This window comes from Murdochiella vaginalis, from assembly GCF_902381775.1.
In the GTDB taxonomy this organism is placed as follows: Bacteria; Bacillota; Clostridia; order Tissierellales; family Peptoniphilaceae; genus Murdochiella; species Murdochiella vaginalis.
In genome coordinates, this window is record NZ_LR698969.1 from 239635 (window position 1) to 263146 (window position 23512).

Consider the following 23512-nt stretch of genomic DNA (forward strand, 5'->3'; position numbering starts at 1 on the left):
ATCAACTGTTTCTTATAAACACATGTCCTACGTTTGACACGTAATATGTCCATCCTGCACACGATAAAAGTGTGCCTCTTTTGCCTCGCGACGAAGAAAATCCGCCGCATTTGTCGTCACCAAACTCTGATAAGGACGAATCAGTTGCAATAACGCTTTCGCTCGTGGCTTGTCCAATTCGGAAAACACATCATCCAACAGCAACAATGGACGCAGACCATGGGTTGTTTCCCGTATTTTTAGCTCCGCTAATTTGCAGGAAAGTGTCAAGGTTCTTGCCTGTCCCTGTGAAGCGAAAAGCCTTGCGGGAAGTCCGTTAATCGTCATCTCCACTTCGTCACGATGAGGACCGATCTGTGTCGTTCGCATCTCCATATCCTGCGCTCGATTCTCTTCCAGCCGTTTTCGAAAGACTTCTTCCTCCTCCGCCCCGTTTGTCACATAGGTGAAGCGACAAGTTTCCCGTTTCCCGCTGAGCTGATGATGCAGCGAAATCGTCTCCTCTTCCCATTGTTTCACCATCGCACGTCGCTTCTTCACCAACGGAACCGCCGAAGAAACCAGTTCCTGATCATAACTCGCTAGCTGTTCCTCAAAGTACGATCCTTGCGTTTTTAGAAGCTGATTGCGCTGAAAAAGAGCTTTTTCATACCGTCGAAGAAGCGGACGATAGGTCGGATCCGTCGAAAGTAATAACGAGTTGAGATACGATCGCCTCTCGGAAGGCGCCCCCTTCACCAATTCCAAATGTTCCGGCGCAAACAGCACCACATCGAATTGCTCCGTCAGTTCCTCCGCACGATCCAGTTCTACTTCATTGATGCGACAACGCTTTCGATCCACCATGGAAAACTTGATTTCTACATTCTTTTCACGTTCCTTTTGCAAGATACGTGCACGGATATAGGCCGAACGTTCTCCAAAACGGATCAATTTTTTATCTGTCGTTGTCTTAAAAGAAGATCCTTTGGCGGTGATATACACACTTTCCAGCAAATTCGTTTTTCCCTGTGCATTCGCTCCGTAAAAGACGTGGCATCCGGCAGAAAATGGTATTTTTTCATATTCATAGTTGCGAAAATTAATCAATACCAATTCGAGAAGGCTCACTTCTTCCTCCTTCCGCTTTCTTTGCCGAACGCCTCTTCTTTACTGTCCGGCAATGCGCACCGGTAACACAAGATAGAGGTACGATTCTTCCTCTTCTGTAGGACGAATAATCATCGGATTTAACGTACCGTTCAAGGCCAGCGTAATGCGCTCGCTTTGCAGGGCACGCACGCCATCCAACAAATACTTCGCATTAAAAGCGATGCAGCAATTTTCCCCCTTACAATCCACGTCTACAAATTCATCGACATGCCCTAATTCCGAATTGGATTCAATGTGCAGTCCCTCTTCCTGAAAATCCAATTTAATCAGATGTGCACGTTCCCCTTGTGTCAGAAGGGAAGCGCGTTCAATCGCATCCCGAAACGCCTGCCGGTCAACGATGACGGTCGACTTCTTTTCATCGGAAATAATTTCTTCGTAATTGATGAAATTCTTATCAATCAGGCGAGAATAGAGTTTGAGTAAACCACTTTCAAAGTAAATATGACCGGGAACCGAACGAATCACCGTGTTTTCTTCCGGCTGAAGCAAACGCGACAGTTCAATCATGCAACGCTTCGGAACGATCATCGATTCTTCAAACACTTCCTGATGCGCATCCAAAGCAATATCTCGCACAGCCAGGCGATAGCCGTCAAGCGTAACCAAACGCACATTTTCCGGACGACGTTCATAGAAAATGCCCGTCAAGGCGATTTTGGATTCGTCAAGCGACGTTGCAAACTCCGTTTCGGTGATAGCTTGCGCCAAGACATCGTTCGCAATCACGGTCATGCGCTCGCTATTCACTTCCGGAACCTCCGGAAAATCCGAAGCACTTGGCACCTGTAGATCGAAATGACTTTCCGCGCAGCGAATCTTCAGCACCCCGCGATTTTCCTCTACCGTAGCCATGGCACCGGGAAGTTTACGGAAAATATTGCCGATCATTGCGGAGGCTGCCACCATGACACCTTCTTCCAGTACCTTGCAGGGCATGGATGTTTGAATCGTCAACTCCAAATCGGTAGCGGTGAGTGTTAGGGTTTCGCCATATGCCTCAAAACGGATGCATTCCAAGATCGGCATGGTTGTACGCGTGGAAATGGCTCGTTGACATTGTCCGATGAGTTTAACCAACTCACTTGGCAACACTTGAATTTTCATCTCTGCTCCTCCCTTATAGTAGTAATACGTTAGTAGCATTAGTAGTAGGGCTTGTGTATTCTGTGGAAAAGAGGATCTCCTTTCGACAGGATCTTCTCTATCCTTTGGGACAGATTTTGTGGATAAGATTATTTTCCTCGTTTTCCTTCCACAGCTGTCCACTTTCTCAGGTATGGGTCAATTGCGTTACCAGCGAATTGATGTCTTCTTTCAACGAAGGCTCTTTTTCCATTCTTGCACGTATTTTATCCACAGCATGCATGATAGTCGTATGATCCCGTGAAAATCCGCGTCCGATCGCCACCAGAGATTCATTCGTTAATTCCCGACACAGATACATGGCAACCTGACGAGGAAGAACAATGGATCCCTGTCTGGATTTCGAGGTCATGTCGTGAAGAGAAAGATTGTAATATTCACATACGCGTCGAATAATTTCCTCTACAGAAAGCTTGCTTTCTGTATATTCTTCGATTTTTAACGCTTCTCGTGCAATCGCCATCGCCTCTTCTTTAGAAAGCTCTTCCGAACCTTCTTTGAAGCGATAGTAGGCCAATACGCGCAAAAGCGCACCTTCCAATTCCCGAATATTCGCCGTAATGTTGTTGGCAATGAATTCGAGAATATATTGTGGAAGTTTAATGGACTCCCCTTTCATTTTATGATTTAAAATTGCCACGCGTGTTTCAAAATCCGGCTGCTGAATATCCACGGTCATGCCGCCTTCAAAGCGTGTAACCAAGCGGTCTTCCAGATTTTTTAATTCTTTTGGAGGCTTATCCGCGGAGAGAACGATTTGTTTTCCCGCTTCTTTTAGATCATTAAAAGTATGAAATACTTCCTCCATTGTCGCTTTTTTTCCCGCGATGAACTGGATATCATCAATGAGAAGCACATCAATGGAGCGATATTTATGACGGAAATTCTCTTTTTCCGCATTGGTACCGTTCTCGATAACCGCAATCATTTCATTCATGAAATTTTCACTGGTGATATAAAGAACTTTTTTTTGTGGATCCGTTTGCAAAATCTCATGGGCAATCGCCTGCATGAGGTGTGTTTTTCCAAGGCCGGAAAGACCATAGATAAAAAGGGGATTATATACTTTTCCGGGCGCACGAATCACCGCAATGGCCGTCGCGTACGCAAAGTCATTACTGGCTCCGCGCACAAAACTTTCCATGGTGTATTTCGGATTTAACGTGTTATAGCCATTGCGACGGTGCTGTTGCTCCAAAAAATCATTTTTTTCGCGCAGTTTCCGGCTAATCTCCTGTGGATTTTCGTATGCTGTTGCTTCTTCCGGTGTCGAAGAAACGACATCCTCCTCTATGGTGCGACCTTCCTTTTCTGCCCCGAGGAGACGCTGTTCATAATCCGGCATACTCGGATCAATGAGTTCCACACGAATGGCTTTCTCACAAATGTAAGAAAGGCACCGTTCGATGTCGCTCTTGTATTTTTTTTCGACCATGGAATGAATAAAAGCGCTGGTGCCGTCCAAAACGAACGTATTTTCATGAAGGGCAACCGGAATAAGCGGTTGAAGCCAATTTTTCAACTGTATACGATTCAGTTGAATATCCAACATACTGAGGACTTCATTCCAAATCATGGTTAAATCATTCATCGTTTCCCCAATCACTATCCACCAACTTTTCCACCGTTTCTTTCGATGGATTGCCCGTCTAAAAAAGACGGGATTTACTTTTTTCTTGTTCGATTCGGCTCGATTGCATATAACTTATCCACTTATCCACAATCGATGCTGCGGAAAAACTTATCCACAAGGAAAATCGACGGGCAAACGAAAAGTTACGCCTTTTCTATACTTTTTGCTCTACTTTATACACAACTTATCAACAAATGTGGATAAGAGAGCTTCCCATAGGAAAAAGCACAGGTTCACACATGCTGACATTATATCATAGAATGCCTTTTTTCGTGACAAAGGCGGTTATCCACAATTTCGCTTTTATGGAAAAAAGCGGCTATTTTGCGCTTTTCCGCCTCATGCATCTTGACACCATTTTATAGCCTCAATATAATAACAACGATACTCTTCTCCTGCGAGCGACGCAGGAAAGGCGCGAGCGATGCGCCGAGAATAGGAAAGGAGGAAGAGATGAAAAGAACCTATCAACCGAATAAGCATAAGAGAAAAAAAGATCATGGATTTCGTGCCAGAATGTCCACAAAAACCGGACGTCGTGTGTTAAAAGCAAGACGCTTGAAGGGTCGCAAGAGACTGTCTGCATAGGTCCGGTACAGGGCCTATTTTTTTTCGGGTGAAGTTCGGGTGAAGAAAAAAAGGAAAAGTATGAAACGTTCTTTTCGTTTACGGAAAAATGATGAATTTCAACGCGTGTATAGACGCGGTATTCCCGCGTATGATCGCGATTTTAAAATCATCGGCTTTCGCAATCACCTGGGGCACAATCGCTACGGATTTTCGTTGTCTAAAAAATTCGGAAAAGCGCATGAACGCAATCGCACGAAAAGGCGTCTTCGCGAGATTGTGCGCGCCCATGAGCAGACTTTCCCACAGAGCTTTGATTACGTGATTTTGCCGAAGCCATCGGCAAAAACGTGTACTTTTCAACAGCTTGAACAATCGTTATTGCACTGCCTTGCGCAGTGGAAAAAGCGCATGGAAACGAAAACGAAACGATCCGAAACGCCGACGCAACGCAATATGCCGTCTTCACAGACGAAAGCGGAAAACAACACTACAGAGTCCACAGCAAATGCGGCTTTTCATGCCGTCGCGGATTCTGTTGTCAAAGAAAGTCATCTGTTATGAACCGCATCGCCTATTTTTTGATACGTGGCTACCAGCGTTTTCTTTCCCCCCTTCTGGGAAGAGGAAAGTGCCGTTTCCATCCGACGTGTTCACATTATGCGTTGGAAGCATTTACGCGCTTTCGTTTTTCAACGGCGCTTATGCTCACCCTTTGGCGAATTCTCCGATGTAATCCGTTTCAAAAAGGAGGAGAAGATCCTCTGCTTCCCTGATACCTTCCGAAAGGTATTCTTTCGTTTGCTCTCTATGAGCGAAGGCGGAAGAAAGCGGGTGCCGACTCGATGAATTCCTAAACAGAAAAAGAGGTATAACTTGCAAAACATCTTTTCTCCGCTGAGCGATATTTTTGGCTGGATGATGGGACAAATCTATCACTTCCTTGCCAACAGTTTCGCAGAACCGGCGCGGATGTCTTATTTTGCGATCACAATTCTTGTGATGGCCGTGATTAGTAAGCTGATTACCATTCCTCTTATGGCCCAGACAACCAAATCGTCAGCAAAAATGCAGGCGCTGGGTCCCAAGACGGAGGAATTAAAGAGAAAATACGGCTACGATGAGCGCATTTTGCAGCAAAAAACACAGGAGCTCTACAAAGAAGAGGGCGTTTCCATGATGGGCTGCTCCAGTTGCTTACCGATGCTGATTCAATTGACGTTGATTATCGCTTTATTTAACGTCCTGCGAGAACCGGCGAAATACATGGCTTCTTCTCTGGACAACTTTTCGGCGATTTCCAAAAATTTCTTCTGGATTTCCGACCTGCTTAAGAGCGATCCACTTACCTGGTTCGGCTTACCGCTGCTCAACGCAATTTCGCAGTTAGGCATTCAGCTTTTTGGCCCGATGCGTCAGCAACAGCAGATGAATAAAAATATGAACATCACCTTTATGCTCATGCCCGTCATGTTCTATTTTCTGTCGGTGAATTGGGCCGCCGGACTTCTGCTTTACTGGGTATTCGGCAACCTGCTGGAACTGCTTTACCGCGGTATCGCTGCATTGATCAATCGTTCCAAGCTGCATAGTGCGACAGAGGGAGGTAAGTAATGCAATCCATTGTCAAAACGGGAAAAACCGTAGATGAAGCAGTGCAAGCCGCTTTACAGGCATTAGATGCCACATTGGATGATGTCAGCATTGAAATTATGGAAGAAGCCAAATCCGGCTTTTTAGGCGTATTCGGCACAAAAGAAGCAATTGTACGTGTCTCGCGAAAAGAATCCACTCTGCATGATGTTCTCCATGAAAAGAAACCGGCCAAACCGGTCGCAAAAAAAGAACAGAATGACAAAACGGCGAGTGCTTCTGCTGCGTTGAATACTGCGGAAACGAAGCCTGAAGCGGAAAAGGTAGTTTCCAAAGCACCGGAAGCGAAGGTGGAAGTGGCGGAAACCAAGGCCGAGGAGCCGGATACTGAAGCTGAAGCGAAAGGAAGCAAGGCCGAGGTGCCCTCTTCCCTTCCCCAAGAAGATGCTGTCGCAGAAAAGCCCGCTCATAGTCTTCTCGATCGCATTCATGAAGAAGTGGAGCGCGAACAGAGCAAGCAGGAAATCTCCCTTGTGGGTGCTGATAAAGAGTCCTCTGCGTCGCAAAAGGCTCCTTCCGCCGAAAGCGCATCGACAGAGGAAGCTGCTTCTGCCGAAAGCACCTCGGTAAAAAAGAGTACAACGCCAACGCGAGAGTTGGACAACGTTGAGATTATTCGTTTTTCAGAGAACTGGCTGTCTTCCATTCTGGAGGAAATGCACATTACCGCACAGCTTAACTTCTTTATCGAAGAGGAAAACCTGCGCGTTGAGATGACAGACATTTCCGAGACGGATATGGGCATTGTGATCGGTAGACGTGCGGAAACGCTGAACGCCATTCAGTATCTTTTGGGAGTCACGCTCAACCGAATCAGCAAACGCCATTATCGCGTCTACCTGGATGTCGGCGATTATCGCAAGCGTCGCGCACAGAACATCACCCGTTTGGCAGAACGCAATGCGGAAAAAGTCAGACGCAGCAAACGATCGGTAAAGCTGGAACCGATGAATGCGTACGAGCGACGTATTGTGCATACCGCGTTGCAGGATATGGAACACATCGAAACGGTTTCGGAAGGCCGTGAGCCACATCGCAAAGTGGTGATTCTCTATAAAGAATAGAAAGGGGGCACTCCGAAGGAGTGCCTTTTTTATCGTATGACAAAAACGACTTCTACAACAGCGATCGGAAACTTTCGAGAAGATACGATTGCCGCCATCTCGACGTCTTTAGGGCCATCCGGCATCGGCATCGTTCGATTGAGCGGCCCGGATGCTTTTTCCATCGTCCATCGCTTATTTCAACCGGCCGAGAATAAACCATTCTCCCCTGCGCAGTATCGCCGTCTTCGTTATGGCTGGATCGTCGAGAACGGCGAGCGGATTGATGAGGTTCTGGTCTCCTGTATGCCGGGGCCGCATACGTATACGGCCGAAGACGTTGCAGAAATCAACACCCATGGTGGCGCGATCTCGGTGAAGCGGGTTTTGGCCTGTGTACTTCGCTGTGGTGCGCGATTGGCCGATGCAGGTGAATTTACACGCCGAGCGTTTTTAAACGGACGCATTGATCTTGCACAGGCAGAGGCGGTCATGGACATCATTGACGCCAAAACGGAGCAGGCACAGACACAGGCTTTGCAGCAGCTTTCCGGAGAACTTTCTTCTGAAATCAACGCGCTAAAAGAGAGTATGTTGCACCTGCTCAGCCATGTGGAATATGCCATCAATTTTATGGAAGATGCGCAAGAGGAGCTTCCCACGAAACCGATGCTGGAAGAAGCGGAGGCCATTCTGCAACGCATGGACGCTTTATTGCAGGACGCGAACAGCGGCCGACTCATTCGGGAAGGCATTGCAACCGTCATTGCCGGTCGTCCCAACGTCGGAAAATCTTCTTTACTGAATGCTCTTTTACGTCGCGAGCGTGCGATTGTAACGGATATTCCCGGCACCACACGCGATGCCATTGAAGAAAGTTACATTTTGGACGGCGTCTGCTTACGGCTGATTGATACCGCAGGCATTCGCGATACTGAAGATACCGTGGAATCCATCGGGGTGACGATCAGTCGAAGCCAGGTAGCACAAGCCGATCTGATTCTGGCGATGCTCGACGGTTCCCGGCCATTTTCGAAGGACGAGGAGTCCTTTCTGCAAGAGGTGGCAGATAAGCCTGTGATCATTCTTTTAAACAAGCAGGACCTTCCTCTCTCCCCCAGCATGCAAAGTGCACGAGATCGTTGGCAAGACGAAAAACCGGACATTCCTTGGATTGCGTTGTCAGCCAAAGAGAAAACCGGCTTGGATAGACTTAAGGACGCCATACTGGAGCGTATTTTTCATGGCGCTGCGCCGAAGCAGCCGGCCATGCTGTCCAACATGCGCCATATTGACCGTTTAACGAAGGCAAAGGAAGCGCTGGAAGAAGCGCGCCGGGCCTTGGCGAGCGGCGTGGTGCTGGATGCATTGGAGGTAGACTTGCGCGACAGCTACAATCGTTTAGCGGACATTACCGGCGAACGCGCCGGAGAGGATGTGCTCGATCGAATTTTTCATGATTTTTGTGTAGGGAAATAAGGGAACACCATGGACAAAAAATATTACAAACGCAAAACGGTAGATGTGGTTGTGATCGGTGCCGGACACGCAGGCTGTGAGGCGGCTTTAGCAAGCGCACGACTGGGTATGGAAACTGTCATGTTGACCATCAGCTTGGACTCGGTTGGCGACATGCCCTGCAATCCGAACGTCGGCGGCACGGGAAAAGGTCATCTGGTGCGTGAAGTGGATGCGCTTGGCGGCGAAATGGCGAGAGTCATTGACGAGACGTTTTTACAATCCCGCATGCTCAACACATCCAAGGGGCCGGCCATCCATTCCCTTCGCGTGCAAGCAGACAAGCGCCGTTATCACGAATGCATGAAGAAACGCTTGGAAGACCAACCACATCTACAGCTGATTGAAGGAGAAGCCGTTGAGCTGGTTATAGAGGACGGTCAAGTACGCGGCGTCGGCACCTTGCAGGGTGCTTTTTATGAAGCGCAGGCGGTCATCATCTGTACCGGGACCTTCTTAAACGGAACTATTCTTATGGGCGACGTAAGTTATTCCTCCGGCCCGCATGGGCTGCGTCCTTCCCTTTATTTCAGTGACGCCTTGCGGAAAGCGGGCATTCCCTTAAAACGCTTTAAAACCGGAACGCCGGCCCGCGTGAACCGCCGTTCGATTGACTATTCTCGGCTCGTTGTACAGGATGGCGATCCGGAAATCGTCCCCTTCTCGTTTTTGAACCAAGATAAGAGCTATGATGCGACGAATCAGATGCCCTGTTATTTGACCTATACAACGGACGAAACCAAACGCATTATTGAGGAAAATCTTCATCGCTCCCCCATGTATTCCGGGGAAAAACACGGCGTCGGGCCGCGTTATTGTCCGTCCCTCGAGGATAAAATGGTGCGCTTTGCGGATCATCCGCAGCATCAGATATTCTTGGAACCGGAAGGTAGAGACACAGAAGAAGTGTATGTACAAGGCGCAAGTACCACGCTTCCGGAAGAGGTGCAAATGGCTTTTTATCGCACTATTACGGGCCTGGAGCACGTGGAGATCATGCGATCCGCCTATGGAATTGAATACGACTGTATTGATGCGCGCGCCTTGAAAAGCTCCTTGGAAGCGCGTTCCTGTAAAGGACTTTTCTTTGCCGGACAGGTCAACGGCTCTTCCGGTTATGAAGAAGCTGCGGCGCAAGGCTTGATGGCCGGCATCAATGCCGCCCGTCTCCTGACCAACAAGGACCCTCTCGTTCTTGACCGCAGCCAAGCATATATAGGCGTTCTCATTGACGATCTGGTAACCAAGGGAACCAATGAACCGTATCGAATGATGACTTCCCGTTGCGAATATCGGTTAAGCCTTCGTCAGAACAATGCGGATTTGCGCCTGACCGGCATTGGCCATACGATTGGGCTTGCATCAGAAGAACGCTATAAGCGCATGAAAGCAAAGTGGGAGCGTATTGCAAAGGAAGAAGAACGCTTAAAAACACGGATGGTTACTCCAACGGAAGAAACCAATGCGTTTTTGATCGCACAGTCCTCTTCCCCACTCAAGACAGGGGTTACGCTGGCGGAATTGCTTCGACGCCCTGAATTGACATATGCCTCGCTATCTCCTCTCGACCCGGATCGGGAAAAACTGCCCAAAGAAATCCGAATGGAAGTGGAGACACAAATCAAATACGAAGGCTACATTGCGAAGCAAAATGCGCAAATTGCACAATTTAGGAAGCTGGAAGGGCGCAAACTGGACACCATGGACTATACGTTGGTTTCGGGCTTAAAAAAAGAGGCCGCAGAGAAGCTCAACGCCGTTCAGCCGGAATCGATCGGCCAAGCCTCTCGTATCAGCGGTGTATCCCCAGCAGACATGAATGTGCTGCTGATCTATCTGGAGATGAAAAGGCGAAAGGAAAAGGAGTCTTAGAATGTATGATCAGAAGAGCGGGCTCCAGGAGCGCGCAATAAAGCTGGGTTTCACACTGACGGAATTACAGTGTCGTCAATTTGAAGAATATCGCTCGTTACTTCTGGCGTGGAACAACAAGATGGATCTCACAGCGATAACCGAGGCGGCGGAAATAGACAACAAACATTTCTTGGACTCCCTCAGTATCCTTCGCTTTTTCCCGGAGGGCATTTCCGGACGCGTTGTCGATATCGGTACAGGAGCGGGATTTCCATCTATTCCATTGAAGATTTTAAATCCCACCATGTCCTTGACGTTGGTGGACAGTCTGAACAAGCGGATCCTATTTTTGAAAGAGGTTGTTCATACACTGGAATTAGCAGATGTATCGTTGTTTCATACGCGTGCGGAAGATTTTTTACAGGCATCACCTGAAAACGCCCATCGAGAGAGCTATGACTACGTGGTGGCGCGAGCGGTGGCACCGCTTCCTACGCTCTTGGAATATACGCTTCCTGCGTTGCGCATCGGAGGCGAACTGATTGCGATGAAAGGACCGGGCGCACGCCAGGAGGTCGAGGACGCTAAAAATGCTTTAGCGGAACTGGGTGGAGAGGTAATCGAGATAGATGAATTCACCTGGACCGAGCAGCAATATCAACGCGTGAATTTGCGCATACGAAAAGAACGCCCCACTCCGAACCGGTATCCGCGAGGAAAGGGAAAAGCTAAAAAGCGTCCTCTGTAAGGAAGAACCAATGATGTAAGCCACCCCAAAATGTTTCACGTGAAACATTTTGGGGTGGCTTTTTTGCACACAAAAATTTCGCATATAGCATATAAATGAAAAAATGTTTCATGTGAAACATTTTAAGCTGAAACAGGAGAGCGAGGTCACGGGGCAACAACTTTCGTTTCAAAATGTTTCATGTGAAACATTTTGAAACACATAGTCATTAATATGATATGCCCTTAGGAAGTTCCTTTGCTATAATTGTTGCAGGCAGAATGGCCACGGAAAAATTGTTTCATGTGAAACATTTTGGAGAGAGAACATGATTGTTGAATGCATTTCTGTAGGGACGGAAATTTTACTGGGAGACATTCTTAACACGAACGTACAGTATTTGTCACGCCTTTGTGCGGAAGTAGGGTTGGACGTGTTTCACACTTCTGTGGTTGGCGATAACGTAGAGCGACTGAAACAAGCGTTACAGTTGGCCTGCAGCAGGTCGGATGCGGTTATTTTAACAGGAGGGCTTGGCTCTACGGATGACGACATTACGAAACGCGTCGTCATCGATTTTCTGCATCAGGGAACACAGGTGAGCACGTATAACAAGAGCACAATTGAAACATGGTTCGACAATGAAAAGGCGAGAAAAGACAATGAAATTGTCTACACCTTTCCAAAAGGCTCCACTATTCTTAAGAATCACGTTGGAACTGCTTCCGGCGCAGTTATTCCCTTCAACCAGGGCGAAAAACAAGGTTATATCGTAATCCTACCGGGGCCTCCGAAGGAAATGATTCCCATGGTGGAGAAGGAGCTTCGCCCGATTCTTTATAAATGGTCAGACAGCGTGACCGAATCCCTTGTAGTACGGTTTGGCATTTTAGGCGAATACCGTATCAATGAAATCCTGAAGGAGGAAATCGTTAACGGCATAAATCCGACGATCGCACCCTATGTGAAAGAGGACGGAGCTCTCATTCGCATTACGGCGAAGGCTCCCACAGACATAGAAGCGAAGGAACGGATAGAAAAGGCGTATTTGCAGGTGGAGAAGAAGCTGGGCAAATACATTGTGGCTGTTGGCGAGGAGTCGCGATCGGAGGTTTTGGTACGCATCTTGAAGGAACGGAAGGAACACGTGTCGACCGCAGAGAGCATAACGGGTGGACTTGTTGCATCGACGATCATAGAAGCGCCGGGCGCATCAAATGTGTTGGAAGAATCTTTTGTTGTTTATAGCGACCGCGCAAAGCACACTATTTTAGGCGTGCCGAATAATAAGCTGGAGAAGCATACGGCGGTAAGTCAAAGTGTTTGTCGCAGCATGTTAAAGGGGCTACACGAAAAAACAAAAAGCGATCTATGCATTGCAACAACCGGTTATGCCGGACCGGAAGGAGAAGATGTAGGACTTTGCTATGTCGGCATTCGATACCACGGGAAAAAGCGCGTTTTTCAGCACGATTTGCACGGTGACAGAAACCACATCCGCAATCGGGCCAAGAATTTAGCTGTAGATTATGCGATCATGATGATGAAGGGTGAGTTATGGGAAGAATAATCAGCATATATAACCAAAAGGGCGGTGTGGGGAAGACAACAACCGTCGTAAATTTAGCTGCTGCGCTGGCATTGACAGGTTTATTTAAGAAAAAGGTATTGGTGATTGACTTAGATCCGCAAGGCAACACCACATCCGGATTCGGACTCGAAAAAAACACGGAAAGCCCCGATGTTTATTCGGTGATGCTGGAGGAGGCTACGCTTGCGGAGTCTTGGAAGAGTGTGCGAAAGGAAACGCTGAAGGTCGTGCCGTCAACAGCGGATCTTACGGGCTTTGAAATCGAATCGGCAGCGATGCCGGATGCACATCAGCGATTAAAAAAAGCACTCATACCGGTTGCCGCACAATTTGATTACATCTTGATCGATTGTCCGCCTTCTTTAGGAATGTTGAGCATGAATGCACTGGTGGCGTCCGATTCGGTTCTCATTCCGATACAGACCGAGTTTTACGCGCTGGAAGGGGTAAGCCAATTGGTTAAGACCCTGTCCTTGGTACGGGCAAGCTTAAATCCCACACTGGAAGTGGAAGGTGTGCTCTTGACGATGTATGATGCGCGCACCAATTTAGCACAGGATGTACGTGCCGAGGTCAATCACTATTTTGAAGGAAAGGTTTTTGAGACCGAAATCCCGCGTAATGTCCGTCTTGCAGAAGCACCCTCTTTCGGAGAAAGCGCTGTAACGTATGACAAATACTCGAAAGGGGCGCAGGCATATATAAAGCTGTCGAAAGAAATTAAAAGAAAGCATGGAAAGGATCCTGTAGAAGATAAGGAGTAAGTATGGCACGAAAAAGAGGATTGGGCAGGGGGTTGGGCGCACTGATTCCCAACAGCAAACAAGAGAAAAAACCAACCATCGACACGAAAAAACCAACGGATGAGAAAAAGACGGTGCAGCCGGAACCGAAAAAAACAGCGGCAAAGCCGTCGAAGAACACAACGACGGTAGCAAAGCCGGAAACGAAAGCCGCTGCGTCAGCAAAAGCAGCAACGAAGGCCGGCAAAACGAGTCAATCGGCCGGCAAAGCTTCGTCAACATCTAAGACCGCAAATACAGCGAAGACGTCTGCGAATTCGACAAAGAGGAAAGCGAAAGAGGAATCCAAGCTCTCGGCAACGGAAACGGTGTTGCGCTCCATGCAGCATTTGGCACTGGATCAAATAGAGCCGAATCCGGACCAACCGAGAAAGAATTTTGAGGAAGCTTCTTTAGCCGAACTGACAGAATCCATTCGCACGTACGGCGTGCTTCAACCGATTGTGGTGGAGAAATACACAGCGCCGGGTCATGCGCCGTATCGGATTATCGCCGGGGAGCGCCGCTATCGTGCGGCGAGCCATGCGGGATTGAAAGAAATTCCCGTTGTGCTGCGAGAAGATCGCCCCGAGGAGCAGATGCTACTGTCCGTCGTGGAAAATGTGCAACGTCAGGATCTGTCGCCGGTCGAGGAAGCGGTGGCGTATCAGCACATTATGGAAGAGCGACATATGACACAACAGGAGCTTTCCGTAGCGTTAGGGAAATCGCGTCCATACATTGCGAATGCGGTGCGTCTGCTACGATTGGATGAAGCTTCCCTGGAGGCGTTACGGGAGGGAAAACTGACATCGTCACAAGCGCGCACCTTATTGGCTGAAAAAGATTTGAAAAAACGTGCGGCCTATCTTAAATTGCTCACGGAAGGGCGTGCGAGTGTGCAGGAGGTTGAAAATCGGCGTAAAAAGCCGAAAACGACGGATGCATTTCTGGTCGATGTGGAGCGTCGCTTTTCCGAAGCGTTGGAGACGCCTGTAGCGGTCATTTCCCGTCGAAAGGGCTGGAGTGTGCAGATCGCCTGCTATAATGAAGAAGACTTAAACCGACTGTTGGAGCGGTTTAGCGCGTCAGACCAACATTGAAAGGAAAGATTATGCCAAATTTTCTTATGCCGGCGCTCTTGTTTGTTGTATTCGTGTTGATGATCGGCTGCTTTTACATCGCCGGCAACACGAACAACAAACTGAATCGCATGCGCCGTCGTTATGATCTTTTACTTCGCGGACGATCGGATATAAACATGGAAGAGCTTCTTCTCAGCTTGTCCGGTGAGCTGGATGCATCCAAGGAAGAGCGCGCGAAAGCGGAACAAAAGATCTATCACATCGAACAATGGATCGCGCGTACGGATGCGGATCAGACTGCTCATGTCGATGAACGATTTGCGACCATTTCACGGCAGCTTACGGAGGAGATGCGTCAAAGCACATCCAGTGTGATGCAGACGATTAATCGCGTCGATAGCGAAGTGAAAGAGCGCATGAACGCGGTGGAAAAAGAAAGCGCGGAGTCCATTATTCGGGAAGCGAGTGCTCTTCGTGCACAGCTCAATGAGTTTTCGCAGGCGACCGTACGCCAGGTGAAGAAAAATGAAGAAGATGCGTTTGTGCGTTTCGATAGCATCGAGAAAAATGCCGCTGCATGGAAAGAGGAAATAGATTCGCGTCTCTTGAACATGGAAACGGACGCCAATGGACGTTTTCGCCAGCTCGAGGGAGGATTGGTAGAGCGTATCGCAGGATTACAGACGATTACGCAGAACCGCTTCCAAAACATGGAACAGAAAGCGCAGGAAACCTTCGCTGCCGGTCGAGCCGAGACGGAGCAATGGCTTAAGACTTTGGAGCAAAATACCAATGCGCGGGCGGAGCAGATGGAAAAGGATCTGCATCATCGAGTCGATACGCTGCAACAGGAAACGAATGAGCGCGTGTCAAACTTTGAAAAAGAAACAACACAAAAAGTGAAAAGCGAATCACTACGGCTGCGTGAGCAGTTGGCCATGGCAATTCAAAAGATCTATGTGCATCGCTATAATGCCTTTGCAGACGTGGCCGGTGAAAGCAGCTTTTCTGCGGTTTTATTGGATGAATACCGCAACGGTTTGATCTTGACGACCATCTATTCTCGCGAAAACACCATCACCTTTGCAAAAGAGGTCCGGTCGGGCGAACCGGTGCAAAAATTGTCTCCGGAAGAGGAGCACGCATTAGATGAAGCTATGAAGCGTTGATCAACAATGCTTTGTTTAGGGTAAAAAGGAAAAGAACAAAAGAAACGAGAAGTGCGTGTTTCGCGCAAACGAAGCAGGCCACGGGAAGAAGCAGGTTACGGGAAAGAAAAAAGGAGAGGCTATGACTATTGTTCAGGAAGCAGCACAAGCGATAAAGGGGAAAAACATCCGCATTGTCTACCCGGAAGGAACGGATGCACGGATTCTGCATGCGGCGGTGCGTCATGCGAAAGACGGCATTATCCATCCGATTCTCTTAGGTAGACGCGAGAGAGTAGAGGAGCTTGCTAAACAAGAGGGCGTTTCGTTAGAGGGCTTGGAATTCATTGATTATCTAAACTATGACCACTACGATGAAATGCTGGCGCAGCTTTTAGAACGCCGAAAAGGAAAAATCGATGAGACGAAAGCACATAGCATGCTGAAGGATCGCAACTATTTCGGCACGATGCTCGTTTACATGGGCAAGGCGGATGGCCTGGTATCCGGTGCGGATGGCCCGACAGGCGACACCATTCGTCCGGCACTGCAAATCATCAAAACGAAGCCGGATGCCAAACTGGTTAGCGGCTGTTTCATTATGATCTCTCCTGACGAGAAAGAGCGTCTGCTCTTTGCGGATTCGGCGGTAAACATTTCGCCGTCGGAAGAAGAGCTGGCGGATATTGCGTATCAAACGGCGCAGACAGCAAAGCTCTTCAATATTGAACCGAATGTGGCGATGCTTTCCTTCTCCACATATGGTTCCGCCAGTTCGCCGGAACAGGAAAGAATGGCCAACGCCACAGCCGTTGCCAAAAAAAAGTATCCGGATCTGAATGTCGACGGGGAAATGCAGTTGGATGCTGCTTGGAATGAAACTGTAGCGAAGAAAAAAGCGCCGGGCTCTACAGTCGCCGGCAAAGCACGCGTCTTCATCTTCCCGGATCTGCAGTCGGGCAATATTGGCTATAAAATTGCGCAACGTTTAGGAAACTATACGGCGCTGGGCCCACTGCTGCAAGGCATGGCGCGTCCGGTAAACGACCTTTCTCGCGGCTGCTCCGAGCAGGATGCATATGAGATCGGCATTATTACAGCTTTTCAGGCGATGTATTGATTTAGTCGCATAAGGGAAACGAAAAGAGGCACCTCCCACGGGAGGTGCCTCTTTCTATTCGTATTACCTGAAAATGCTCCTTACGGGCGGATGCGCTGCTGGGTGCGTGCGAGAAGATCGTGCTTCATATCCCAGACGGCCAGGGAAAGGTCGACCTTGTATTCGTGCGGATTATCAAAACGCTTGTATTCTTCCCAAAGTGTGTCCAGTTCCTTTGCACAGTAGTCACGGCGCTCTTCCAGTGTTGGCAGATCGTACACCAACCGGCCATCCGAGAAGATGCGTTCTTTCATCTCACGCGCTACAAAGCTCTCCAACGTCATTCGCTTCCAGGTATAGACGGGATGGAAGAGCTCATAGGGCTTTTGATCGTCAATTTTCTCTTCCTTCATCGTGATGACGTCGGCCAGAGCCTTGCCGGTCGCCTTATCGTAAAGACGGTGAATGGTTTTGAAGCCCGGCGTGGTGATTTTTTCCACGTTTTCGGAAATTTTGATGCGCGGCTCAAATATGCCGTCCTTTTCCATGCCGACCAATTTATAGACCCCACCGAACACCGGCGCCGATTTCGAGGTAATGAGATTTTCACCGACGCCGAAGCTGTCAATTTTCGCGCCCTGTGCCAAAATATCCTCAATACGATATTCATCTAACGAGTTGGAGGCGACGATTTTCGCCTCCGGATGACCGGATTCATCCAGCATAATGCGCGCCTTCTTGCTGAGATAGGCGATATCGCCGGAATCCAAGCGGATGCCGCCGGAGAGTCCCTTCGGTTTCAGGACTTCATCGAAAACACGAATGGCATTGGGAACGCCGCTGGAAAGGGTGTCATAGGTGTCCACTAAAAGGGTGGCATTGGTGGGATAAATTTCCGCATAGGCCTTGAAGGCTTCATATTCCGAAGGGAAGAGCTGCACCCAGGAATGCGCCATGGTACCCAGCGCCGGAACGCCGAAGCGCTGGTCGGAAAGCGTGTCGGCGGTTCCCACGCAGCCGGCAATATAGGCGGCACGAGCACCGAGCGTCGCGGCATCCGGACCTTGCGCACGACGGGATCCGAACTCCATGACGGGACGACCGTTGGCCGCCCGCACGATACGACTCGCTTTCGTCGCAATCAGCGACTGATGATTAACCAGCAACAGCAGCATCGTCTCAATGAGGCTGGTTTGGATCATGGGACCGCGCACGGTGATCAGCGGTTCGTTGGGAAAGACCACACTGCCGTCCGGCACACTCCATACATCACAGGAAAAACGCATGTCTTTCAGGTAATCTAAAAAGGCGTCGCTGAAAATATTTTTGCTACGCAAAAAGGCGATATCCTCTTCGCGAAAATGTAAATTTCGCAGATACTCGATAACGGATTCCAGACCGGAAAAAACGGCAAACCCCGCCTGATCCGGATTTTCGCGATAATACAGGTCAAAGTAGCCGATCGTATCCTTTAAACCGCGTTCAAAATAGCCATTCGCCATGGTCATTTCATAAAAATCGAAAAGCATGGCCAAATTTTCTTGCGAGCGTTTCATGGTTTCCTCCTGAGCACTACCGAGCGGAAAGCGGTTCCGCCTTTGTTTGCCTCTCATTTTAGCACATTTGCTCGCATTCTAATTTGTTGTAGATTCGGTATAATAATAAGAGCACACAAAGAAGAATTGGGAGGAAAACCTTGAAAACTGTCATCCTGTTCGATTTGGACGGCACGTTGCTCTATACACTGCCTTCCATTACGGCGGCCATGAATCGCACGCTGCAACGTTTCGGCTTGCGAGAGATCTCTTTAGAGCGCGTGCGGGAACTCGTCGGCAACAGCTCTCGCTATTTGGTGGAGCATGCAACGCAAGAAAGCGGCGCAAGCGGATGGACCTATGAACAAACCGAACACTTTCTGGACGCCTATAATGCCGATTATCTGGCGCATCCCATTGAAGGTACGACACCCTATCCGGGTACAGAGGCGCTGTTGGACGCCTTAAAAAAACAGGGAAAACAGATATGGGTCTACTCCAATAAGCCGGATGCGATTGTACACGAGGTGGTGAAGCATTTCTTCGGAGATCGTTTCGATTGCCTTCGCGGCTATCGGGAAGACACGCCGAGGAAACCGGATCCGGCAGGGGTATATGCCATGCTGAAGGAAAGTGGAAAACAGGTTACGGACGTTCTTTATGTTGGCGATAGTGAAGTGGATTGGAAAATGGCACAGGCGGCGGGCTTGGACATGCTTCTGCTTTCTTACGGTTTTCGTACCGAAGAGGAACTGCGACAAACGACGACGGCAACGTCATTTATTGCCACACCGGAGGCATTGGAGCGCGCTTTGTTGGAATCCTGAACATTTTCCGGCGTGTGCTTTGCTGGAATCCTAAACCTTTGCGGCGTGCGCTTTGCTGGAATTCTAAACATTTGCCGGAATTCGAAAAAGAAGAGCACCATAACACCGGAACAAGAGAGGAGTCACGATGAGCTGGTTTCATCCTTTGCTGGAGTACACCGTTTTCGGTGTAGAATTAATAGCGTATGTGGTAATTGCTACTTCGCTGGTGCGTTGCCTCTATGAGGTGATTGTCGTCGATCGCTGCAACATCCGTAAGTTTCACGATCACGAGACGCTGCCCGACGGCGTAGCGGCAGCGCTGGAGTTTTTAATGGCGGCGGAAGTGTTAAAAACCATGGTGGCCTTTCAACTCAAGGACATGCTCTTGTTGTCGATGCTTATCGCACTGCGCGTGTTCTTAAGTTATGTATTACGACGTCGCCGCTTGGAAAAGAAAGAAGGAGATCAGAATGAAAAAAATTGATGCGCAAGAATTTCGCACCCTCGTTTTAGAGAGAAAGGGTGTATGCCTGGTGGACTTTACCGCAACGTGGTGCGGTCCTTGCCAGATGCTGGCTCCCGTTCTGGAAGAAATCAGTGCCGCTGGCCATACGGTATATACGGTCGATGTGGATGAAGAAGGTCCGTTGGCTATGGAATATCGCGTTTCCGGCGTCCCGACGATGGTGTTTTTTAAGGACGGAGAAAAGAAGGAACAGCTGGTCGGGCTGACACCGAAGCAGACGATTCTGGATAAATTGGCCTACTATGAAAACTGATTTGTCGGCATCGATGGGCGTTCCTGTATCGAAAACGAACAACGAGCGCGCGGGATCACCCGAGCAGGCTCTATACGATGTTGCCGTGGTCGGAAGCGGCCCTGCCGGCCTTTCCGCTGCACTGAATGCGGCCATTCGACAAAAGTCCGTCGTGCTCTTTGGCGCCTCGCGTAGCGAACGTCTGTTGCAGACGGAATCGGTCGAAAATTATTTGGGCCTTCCCGGAGAATCGGGAGAAACGCTGCTGGATAAATTTTTAGCGCATGTTCGGCAATATCCCGACATTGTCCGTCGTCAGGAAAATGTGCAGATCATCTATGACATGGGGGAAGCCATCGGGTTGCTTCTTGCTGAAAACGAAATTATTCGGGCCAGAAGCGTGATCCTGGCAACCGGGGTCAACTTTGGCACACCGCTTCCGGGGGAAGAAAAATTCCTGGGAAAGGGCGTCGGATACTGCGCGACGTGCGATGCGGCACTCTATAAGGATCGCCCCGTTGTGGTCGTTGGCTATAATGAAGAAGCGATAACGGAGGTGAACTTCATTGCCGAAATGGCGTCCTCCGTCGTATTTGTCAATTGTACCGGGCGGGAATACTCCCTTGCGAAAGGCGTTCAGGAAATTCGACAGAAACCGCTGGAAATCCTGGGCGACGATCGCGCCCGTGCGCTGCGTCTGGAAGAAGAGGTGTTGGAAGCGGACGGATTTTTCCTCCTGCGCGATGCACGGGCGGCGGATGCGCTGGTGCCGGGCATTGCCCTGGAGGGGCGACACGTCGCGGTCGATCGGAATATGGCAACCAACCTTCCGGGGATTTTTGCCGCAGGGGATCTCGTCGGAACGCCGTATCAGATTAACGTAGCCTGTGGACGTGGGCAGATTGCCGGGCTTGCGGCGGCACGCTATGCCACCATGCGTTCGGCAAGCGTAAAATAGACTGCTTCACCGCCTCCGGAATTGATCCGGGACGGATGAAATCGAAAAAGAGCTTTGCACCGTTTGAAAAGGAACCGAGCGAAGAGGGAAAGGAAACCAATGGCCATCCGAATTATTATAGATTCCGCCAGTGACTACACAAAAGAAGAAGCAGAGCGCGAAGGAATGCTTTTCGTGCCCATGGGCGTCGCCTTCGAGGAAGACGCTTATCTTGACGGCGTCAATTTGACCAAAGAAGAATTCTATAACCGGTTGATCGAGCGGGGAGAGAACCCCGTGAGCAGCCAGCCTTCGCCACAGCATCTGATGGAAGCCTTTCAAACCGTTGTGGATGCCGGAGATTACGGCATTCTGCTCACCATGGGAAGCTCTCTCTCGGGGACGTATCAAACGGCAAAATTGATCGCCGACGAGTATGACGGCAGAATCGCCGTCATAGATTCCGAGACCATTTCGGTGGCGGAGCGCCTTTTGGCGCGCACGGCAATTCAAATTGCCCGGGAAGCTTCCTCACTGGAGGAAGCGGTAGAGGCGATTCGCGACAAAATACGCCATCTTTATTTCTTTGGTTACATGGATCAATTGGAATACCTGAAGCGTGGCGGACGCATTTCGCCGGCGATGAACTTTATGGCAAATCTCTTTTCCGTGAAGGCGATTATCTACATTTACAACAATACGTTTGAACTGTATAAACGCGCACGGGGAAAGCAAAAGGGATGGATGGAACTGGCCAAAATTTTGCGCGAAAAAGCGGGAATTGAGCGGGATAGCGTGCTCTTCGGCTATACCGGACACAGCGATCGCTACCCGAAGGAATTTATGCGGCAATATCCCGAGCTTGCCGTTTCGGAAGAGAATATTTTTCCCATCGGCCCCACTATCGGCACCCATGCCGGCCCCGGAGCGCTTGCCGTGGCTTTTTTTGCCGATCCGGATGACGAATTGGGAAATAGAACGCGCGAGTAAGAAAATCCGGAAGAGGAAAGCGCAACAAGTGCAACAGGCGCAATAAACGTAATAAACGCGATAAGCACAACAGGGAAAAAGGAGACGCTATGCAGGAAAAATTTGTTCCGACGAGCCAAATGCGTATGGAAAAGGACGCACTGGGCGAAGTTCCGGTGCCGGAAACGGCGTATTGGGGCGCACAGACGGAAAGAAGCCGGCACCATTTCCCGACCGATGGGGGAACCATGCCGTTGGAAGTCATTTACGCGTTGGCGCGCATTAAAAAAGCGGCAGCCGAGGTCAACGTAATGCTCGGCGTGCTGGATGAACGGCGTTCCGCACTGATTGAAAGAGTTTGTGACGAAATTCTACAGGGAACCTTGGACACGCATTTTCCACTTTCCATCTGGCAAACCGGAAGCGGCACACAAACCAATATGAATGTGAACGAAGTGATTGCCCATAGGGGGAACGCTTTGGCGGGGGAAAACCTTCTGCATCCCAATGATCATGTGAATCGTTCCCAGAGCTCCAATGACGTGTTTCCGAGCGCCATGCACATCGCCGCACGGGAACTGGCAGAGCGGCGGTTGTTGCCTGCGCTGGATGCGTTAATCGACGCCTTTCGCCGAAAAGAAGAGGAGCTTTGCGCGGTCATTAAAACGGGACGCACGCACTTGCAGGATGCCACGCCGTTAACGGCGGCGCAGGAGATTTCCGCCTGGCGGGTGGCGCTGGAAGAAAATGAAAAAGCCATTCGCAAAGCCGCAGAGGAACTGGGCGCGCTTCCGCTCGGCGGAACGGCCGTCGGTACCGGGTTGAATGCACCGAAAGGATATGATCAAGCGATGTGCAAGGCCCTGTCGTCACAGCTGGACCTGGAATTTACGCCGCTGCAGAACAAGTTTTACGGGCTTTCCATGAAGTCGCCGCTACACCGTTTCCATGGCGCCCTCAAAGCGCTGGCGGCGGATTTGAATAAGATTGCCAACGATATTCGCTTTTTATCCTGCGGGCCGCGTTGCGGCATCGGGGAATATCGCATTCCGGCCAATGAGCCGGGAAGCTCGATCATGCCCGGAAAAGTGAATCCGACCCAGGTCGAGTCGCTGACGATGATCGCTTTGCAGGTCATGGGCAATGATGTGGCGGTGGGCATGGCGGCAGCTTCCGGACAGATGCAGCTGAACACCTACATGCCGCTGATCATTCATAATGTGCTGACGTCGACACGCCTGCTGGCCGGCGGCATGGATTGTTTCCGTCAATTCCTGGTGGAGGGCCTTGAGGCAGATGCGACGCAGATGACGCATCTTCTTACGCAGTCGCTGATGCTGGTGACGGCTCTTGCGCCGCACATCGGTTACGACGCAGCTTCGACCATTGCTCATACCGCCCATGAGCGCGGAATGACGCTAAAGGAAGCGGCACTGGAAAGCGGCTTGGTGACGAGCGAGGAGTATGACCGCCTTGTGGATCCGGCCAAAATGGTGTAGGGTAGCG

General features: G+C 49.6%; 23 protein-coding genes. 19 read left to right on the forward strand and 4 right to left on the reverse strand.

Features of this window, described 5'->3' with window-relative positions; genetic code table 11:
• Positions 1–27: 27 nt before the first annotated feature.
• The 3 genes from recF to dnaA all read right to left on the reverse strand — a co-directional run bounded on the left by recF (position 28) and on the right by dnaA (position 3889).
• Positions 28–1110, reverse strand: coding sequence for a DNA replication/repair protein RecF (gene recF, locus FXY30_RS00975; RefSeq protein WP_071704964.1), 1083 nt, complete (start codon positions 1108–1110; stop codon positions 28–30).
• A gap of 39 nt (positions 1111–1149) precedes the next feature.
• The gene (dnaN, locus tag FXY30_RS00980) at positions 1150–2259 is read right to left on the reverse strand and encodes a DNA polymerase III subunit beta (protein WP_071704965.1); all 1110 of its coding nucleotides are present in this window, start codon (positions 2257–2259) and stop codon (positions 1150–1152) included.
• A gap of 166 nt (positions 2260–2425) precedes the next feature.
• Positions 2426–3889, reverse strand: a complete 1464-nt coding sequence (gene dnaA, locus FXY30_RS00985; RefSeq protein WP_071704966.1) for a chromosomal replication initiator protein DnaA — start codon at positions 3887–3889, stop codon at positions 2426–2428.
• A 495-nt stretch (positions 3890–4384) separates the two neighbouring features.
• Here dnaA and rpmH point away from each other — a divergent pair, with 495 nt between their 5' ends.
• The 13 genes from rpmH (at position 4385) to pta (ending at position 17019) form a co-directional block, all read left to right on the forward strand.
• A complete protein-coding gene (gene rpmH / locus FXY30_RS00990) occupies positions 4385–4519 on the forward strand; it encodes a 50S ribosomal protein L34 (RefSeq protein ID WP_066925356.1) in 135 nt (44 codons plus the stop codon).
• Positions 4520–4579: 60 nt separating this feature from the next.
• Positions 4580–5062, forward strand: coding sequence for a ribonuclease P protein component (gene rnpA, locus FXY30_RS00995; protein WP_071704967.1), 483 nt, complete (start codon positions 4580–4582; stop codon positions 5060–5062).
• Positions 5059–5274 (forward strand): membrane protein insertion efficiency factor YidD, encoded by a 216-nt coding sequence (yidD, locus tag FXY30_RS01000; protein WP_071704968.1) that lies wholly within the window; start codon positions 5059–5061, stop codon positions 5272–5274. Before rnpA ends, yidD begins: the two co-directional genes overlap by 4 nt.
• A gap of 100 nt (positions 5275–5374) precedes the next feature.
• Positions 5375–6112: a YidC/Oxa1 family membrane protein insertase gene (locus FXY30_RS01005; RefSeq protein WP_083428132.1), complete on the forward strand. Its 738-nt coding sequence runs from the start codon at positions 5375–5377 to the stop codon at positions 6110–6112.
• Complete coding sequence (jag, locus tag FXY30_RS01010; protein WP_071704969.1) at positions 6112–7215, forward strand: RNA-binding cell elongation regulator Jag/EloR; 1104 nt, start codon at positions 6112–6114, stop codon at positions 7213–7215. Before FXY30_RS01005 ends, jag begins: the two co-directional genes overlap by 1 nt.
• A 36-nt stretch (positions 7216–7251) precedes the next feature.
• Entirely contained in the window at positions 7252–8673 is a 1422-nt protein-coding gene (mnmE, locus tag FXY30_RS01015) for a tRNA uridine-5-carboxymethylaminomethyl(34) synthesis GTPase MnmE (protein ID WP_071704970.1), read from the forward strand.
• Between the two features lie 9 nt (positions 8674–8682).
• Positions 8683–10584, forward strand: a complete 1902-nt coding sequence (gene mnmG, locus FXY30_RS01020; protein WP_071704971.1) for a tRNA uridine-5-carboxymethylaminomethyl(34) synthesis enzyme MnmG — start codon at positions 8683–8685, stop codon at positions 10582–10584.
• A gap of 1 nt (position 10585) precedes the next feature.
• Positions 10586–11314, forward strand: coding sequence for a 16S rRNA (guanine(527)-N(7))-methyltransferase RsmG (gene rsmG, locus FXY30_RS01025; protein ID WP_071704972.1), 729 nt, complete (start codon positions 10586–10588; stop codon positions 11312–11314).
• Between the two features lie 307 nt (positions 11315–11621).
• Positions 11622–12863, forward strand: coding sequence for a CinA family nicotinamide mononucleotide deamidase-related protein (locus FXY30_RS01030; protein ID WP_071704973.1), 1242 nt, complete (start codon positions 11622–11624; stop codon positions 12861–12863).
• Positions 12851–13648 carry a ParA family protein gene (locus FXY30_RS01035; protein ID WP_071704974.1) on the forward strand — a complete coding sequence of 266 codons (798 nt, stop codon included), beginning with the start codon at positions 12851–12853 and terminating at the stop codon, positions 13646–13648. Before FXY30_RS01030 ends, FXY30_RS01035 begins: the two co-directional genes overlap by 13 nt.
• 2 nt (positions 13649–13650) lie before the next feature.
• On the forward strand, positions 13651–14769 hold the full coding sequence (locus FXY30_RS01040) for a ParB/RepB/Spo0J family partition protein (RefSeq protein ID WP_071704975.1): 1119 nt from the start codon (positions 13651–13653) through the stop codon (positions 14767–14769).
• Between the two features lie 11 nt (positions 14770–14780).
• Positions 14781–15920 carry a DUF4446 family protein gene (locus tag FXY30_RS01045; protein WP_071704976.1) on the forward strand — a complete coding sequence of 380 codons (1140 nt, stop codon included), beginning with the start codon at positions 14781–14783 and terminating at the stop codon, positions 15918–15920.
• Between the two features lie 121 nt (positions 15921–16041).
• Positions 16042–17019, forward strand: coding sequence for a phosphate acetyltransferase (gene pta, locus FXY30_RS01050; protein WP_071706038.1), 978 nt, complete (start codon positions 16042–16044; stop codon positions 17017–17019).
• 80 nt (positions 17020–17099) lie between these two features.
• On the opposite strand, the gene FXY30_RS01055 is transcribed toward pta, so the two are convergent.
• Entirely contained in the window at positions 17100–18554 is a 1455-nt protein-coding gene (locus tag FXY30_RS01055) for a nicotinate phosphoribosyltransferase (protein ID WP_071704977.1), read from the reverse strand.
• A gap of 140 nt (positions 18555–18694) precedes the next feature.
• Between FXY30_RS01055 and FXY30_RS01060 the strand changes: the two genes are divergently transcribed.
• The 6 genes from FXY30_RS01060 to FXY30_RS01085 all read left to right on the forward strand — a co-directional run bounded on the left by FXY30_RS01060 (position 18695) and on the right by FXY30_RS01085 (position 23505).
• Entirely contained in the window at positions 18695–19360 is a 666-nt protein-coding gene (locus FXY30_RS01060; protein WP_071704978.1) for an HAD family hydrolase, read from the forward strand.
• Positions 19361–19487: 127 nt separating this feature from the next.
• Positions 19488–19826 (forward strand): DUF1622 domain-containing protein, encoded by a 339-nt coding sequence (locus FXY30_RS01065; protein ID WP_071704979.1) that lies wholly within the window; start codon positions 19488–19490, stop codon positions 19824–19826.
• Entirely contained in the window at positions 19813–20121 is a 309-nt protein-coding gene (locus FXY30_RS01070) for a thioredoxin family protein (RefSeq protein ID WP_071704980.1), read from the forward strand. Before FXY30_RS01065 ends, FXY30_RS01070 begins: the two co-directional genes overlap by 14 nt.
• On the forward strand, positions 20111–21058 hold the full coding sequence (locus tag FXY30_RS01075; RefSeq protein WP_197675336.1) for an NAD(P)/FAD-dependent oxidoreductase: 948 nt from the start codon (positions 20111–20113) through the stop codon (positions 21056–21058). The genes FXY30_RS01070 and FXY30_RS01075 overlap by 11 nt, the downstream gene beginning before the upstream one ends.
• 99 nt (positions 21059–21157) lie before the next feature.
• The gene (locus tag FXY30_RS01080; protein ID WP_071704981.1) at positions 21158–22027 is read left to right on the forward strand and encodes a DegV family protein; all 870 of its coding nucleotides are present in this window, start codon (positions 21158–21160) and stop codon (positions 22025–22027) included.
• 89 nt (positions 22028–22116) lie between these two features.
• Positions 22117–23505, forward strand: coding sequence for a class II fumarate hydratase (locus tag FXY30_RS01085; protein ID WP_071704982.1), 1389 nt, complete (start codon positions 22117–22119; stop codon positions 23503–23505).
• The last annotated feature ends 7 nt before the right edge of the window (positions 23506–23512 follow it).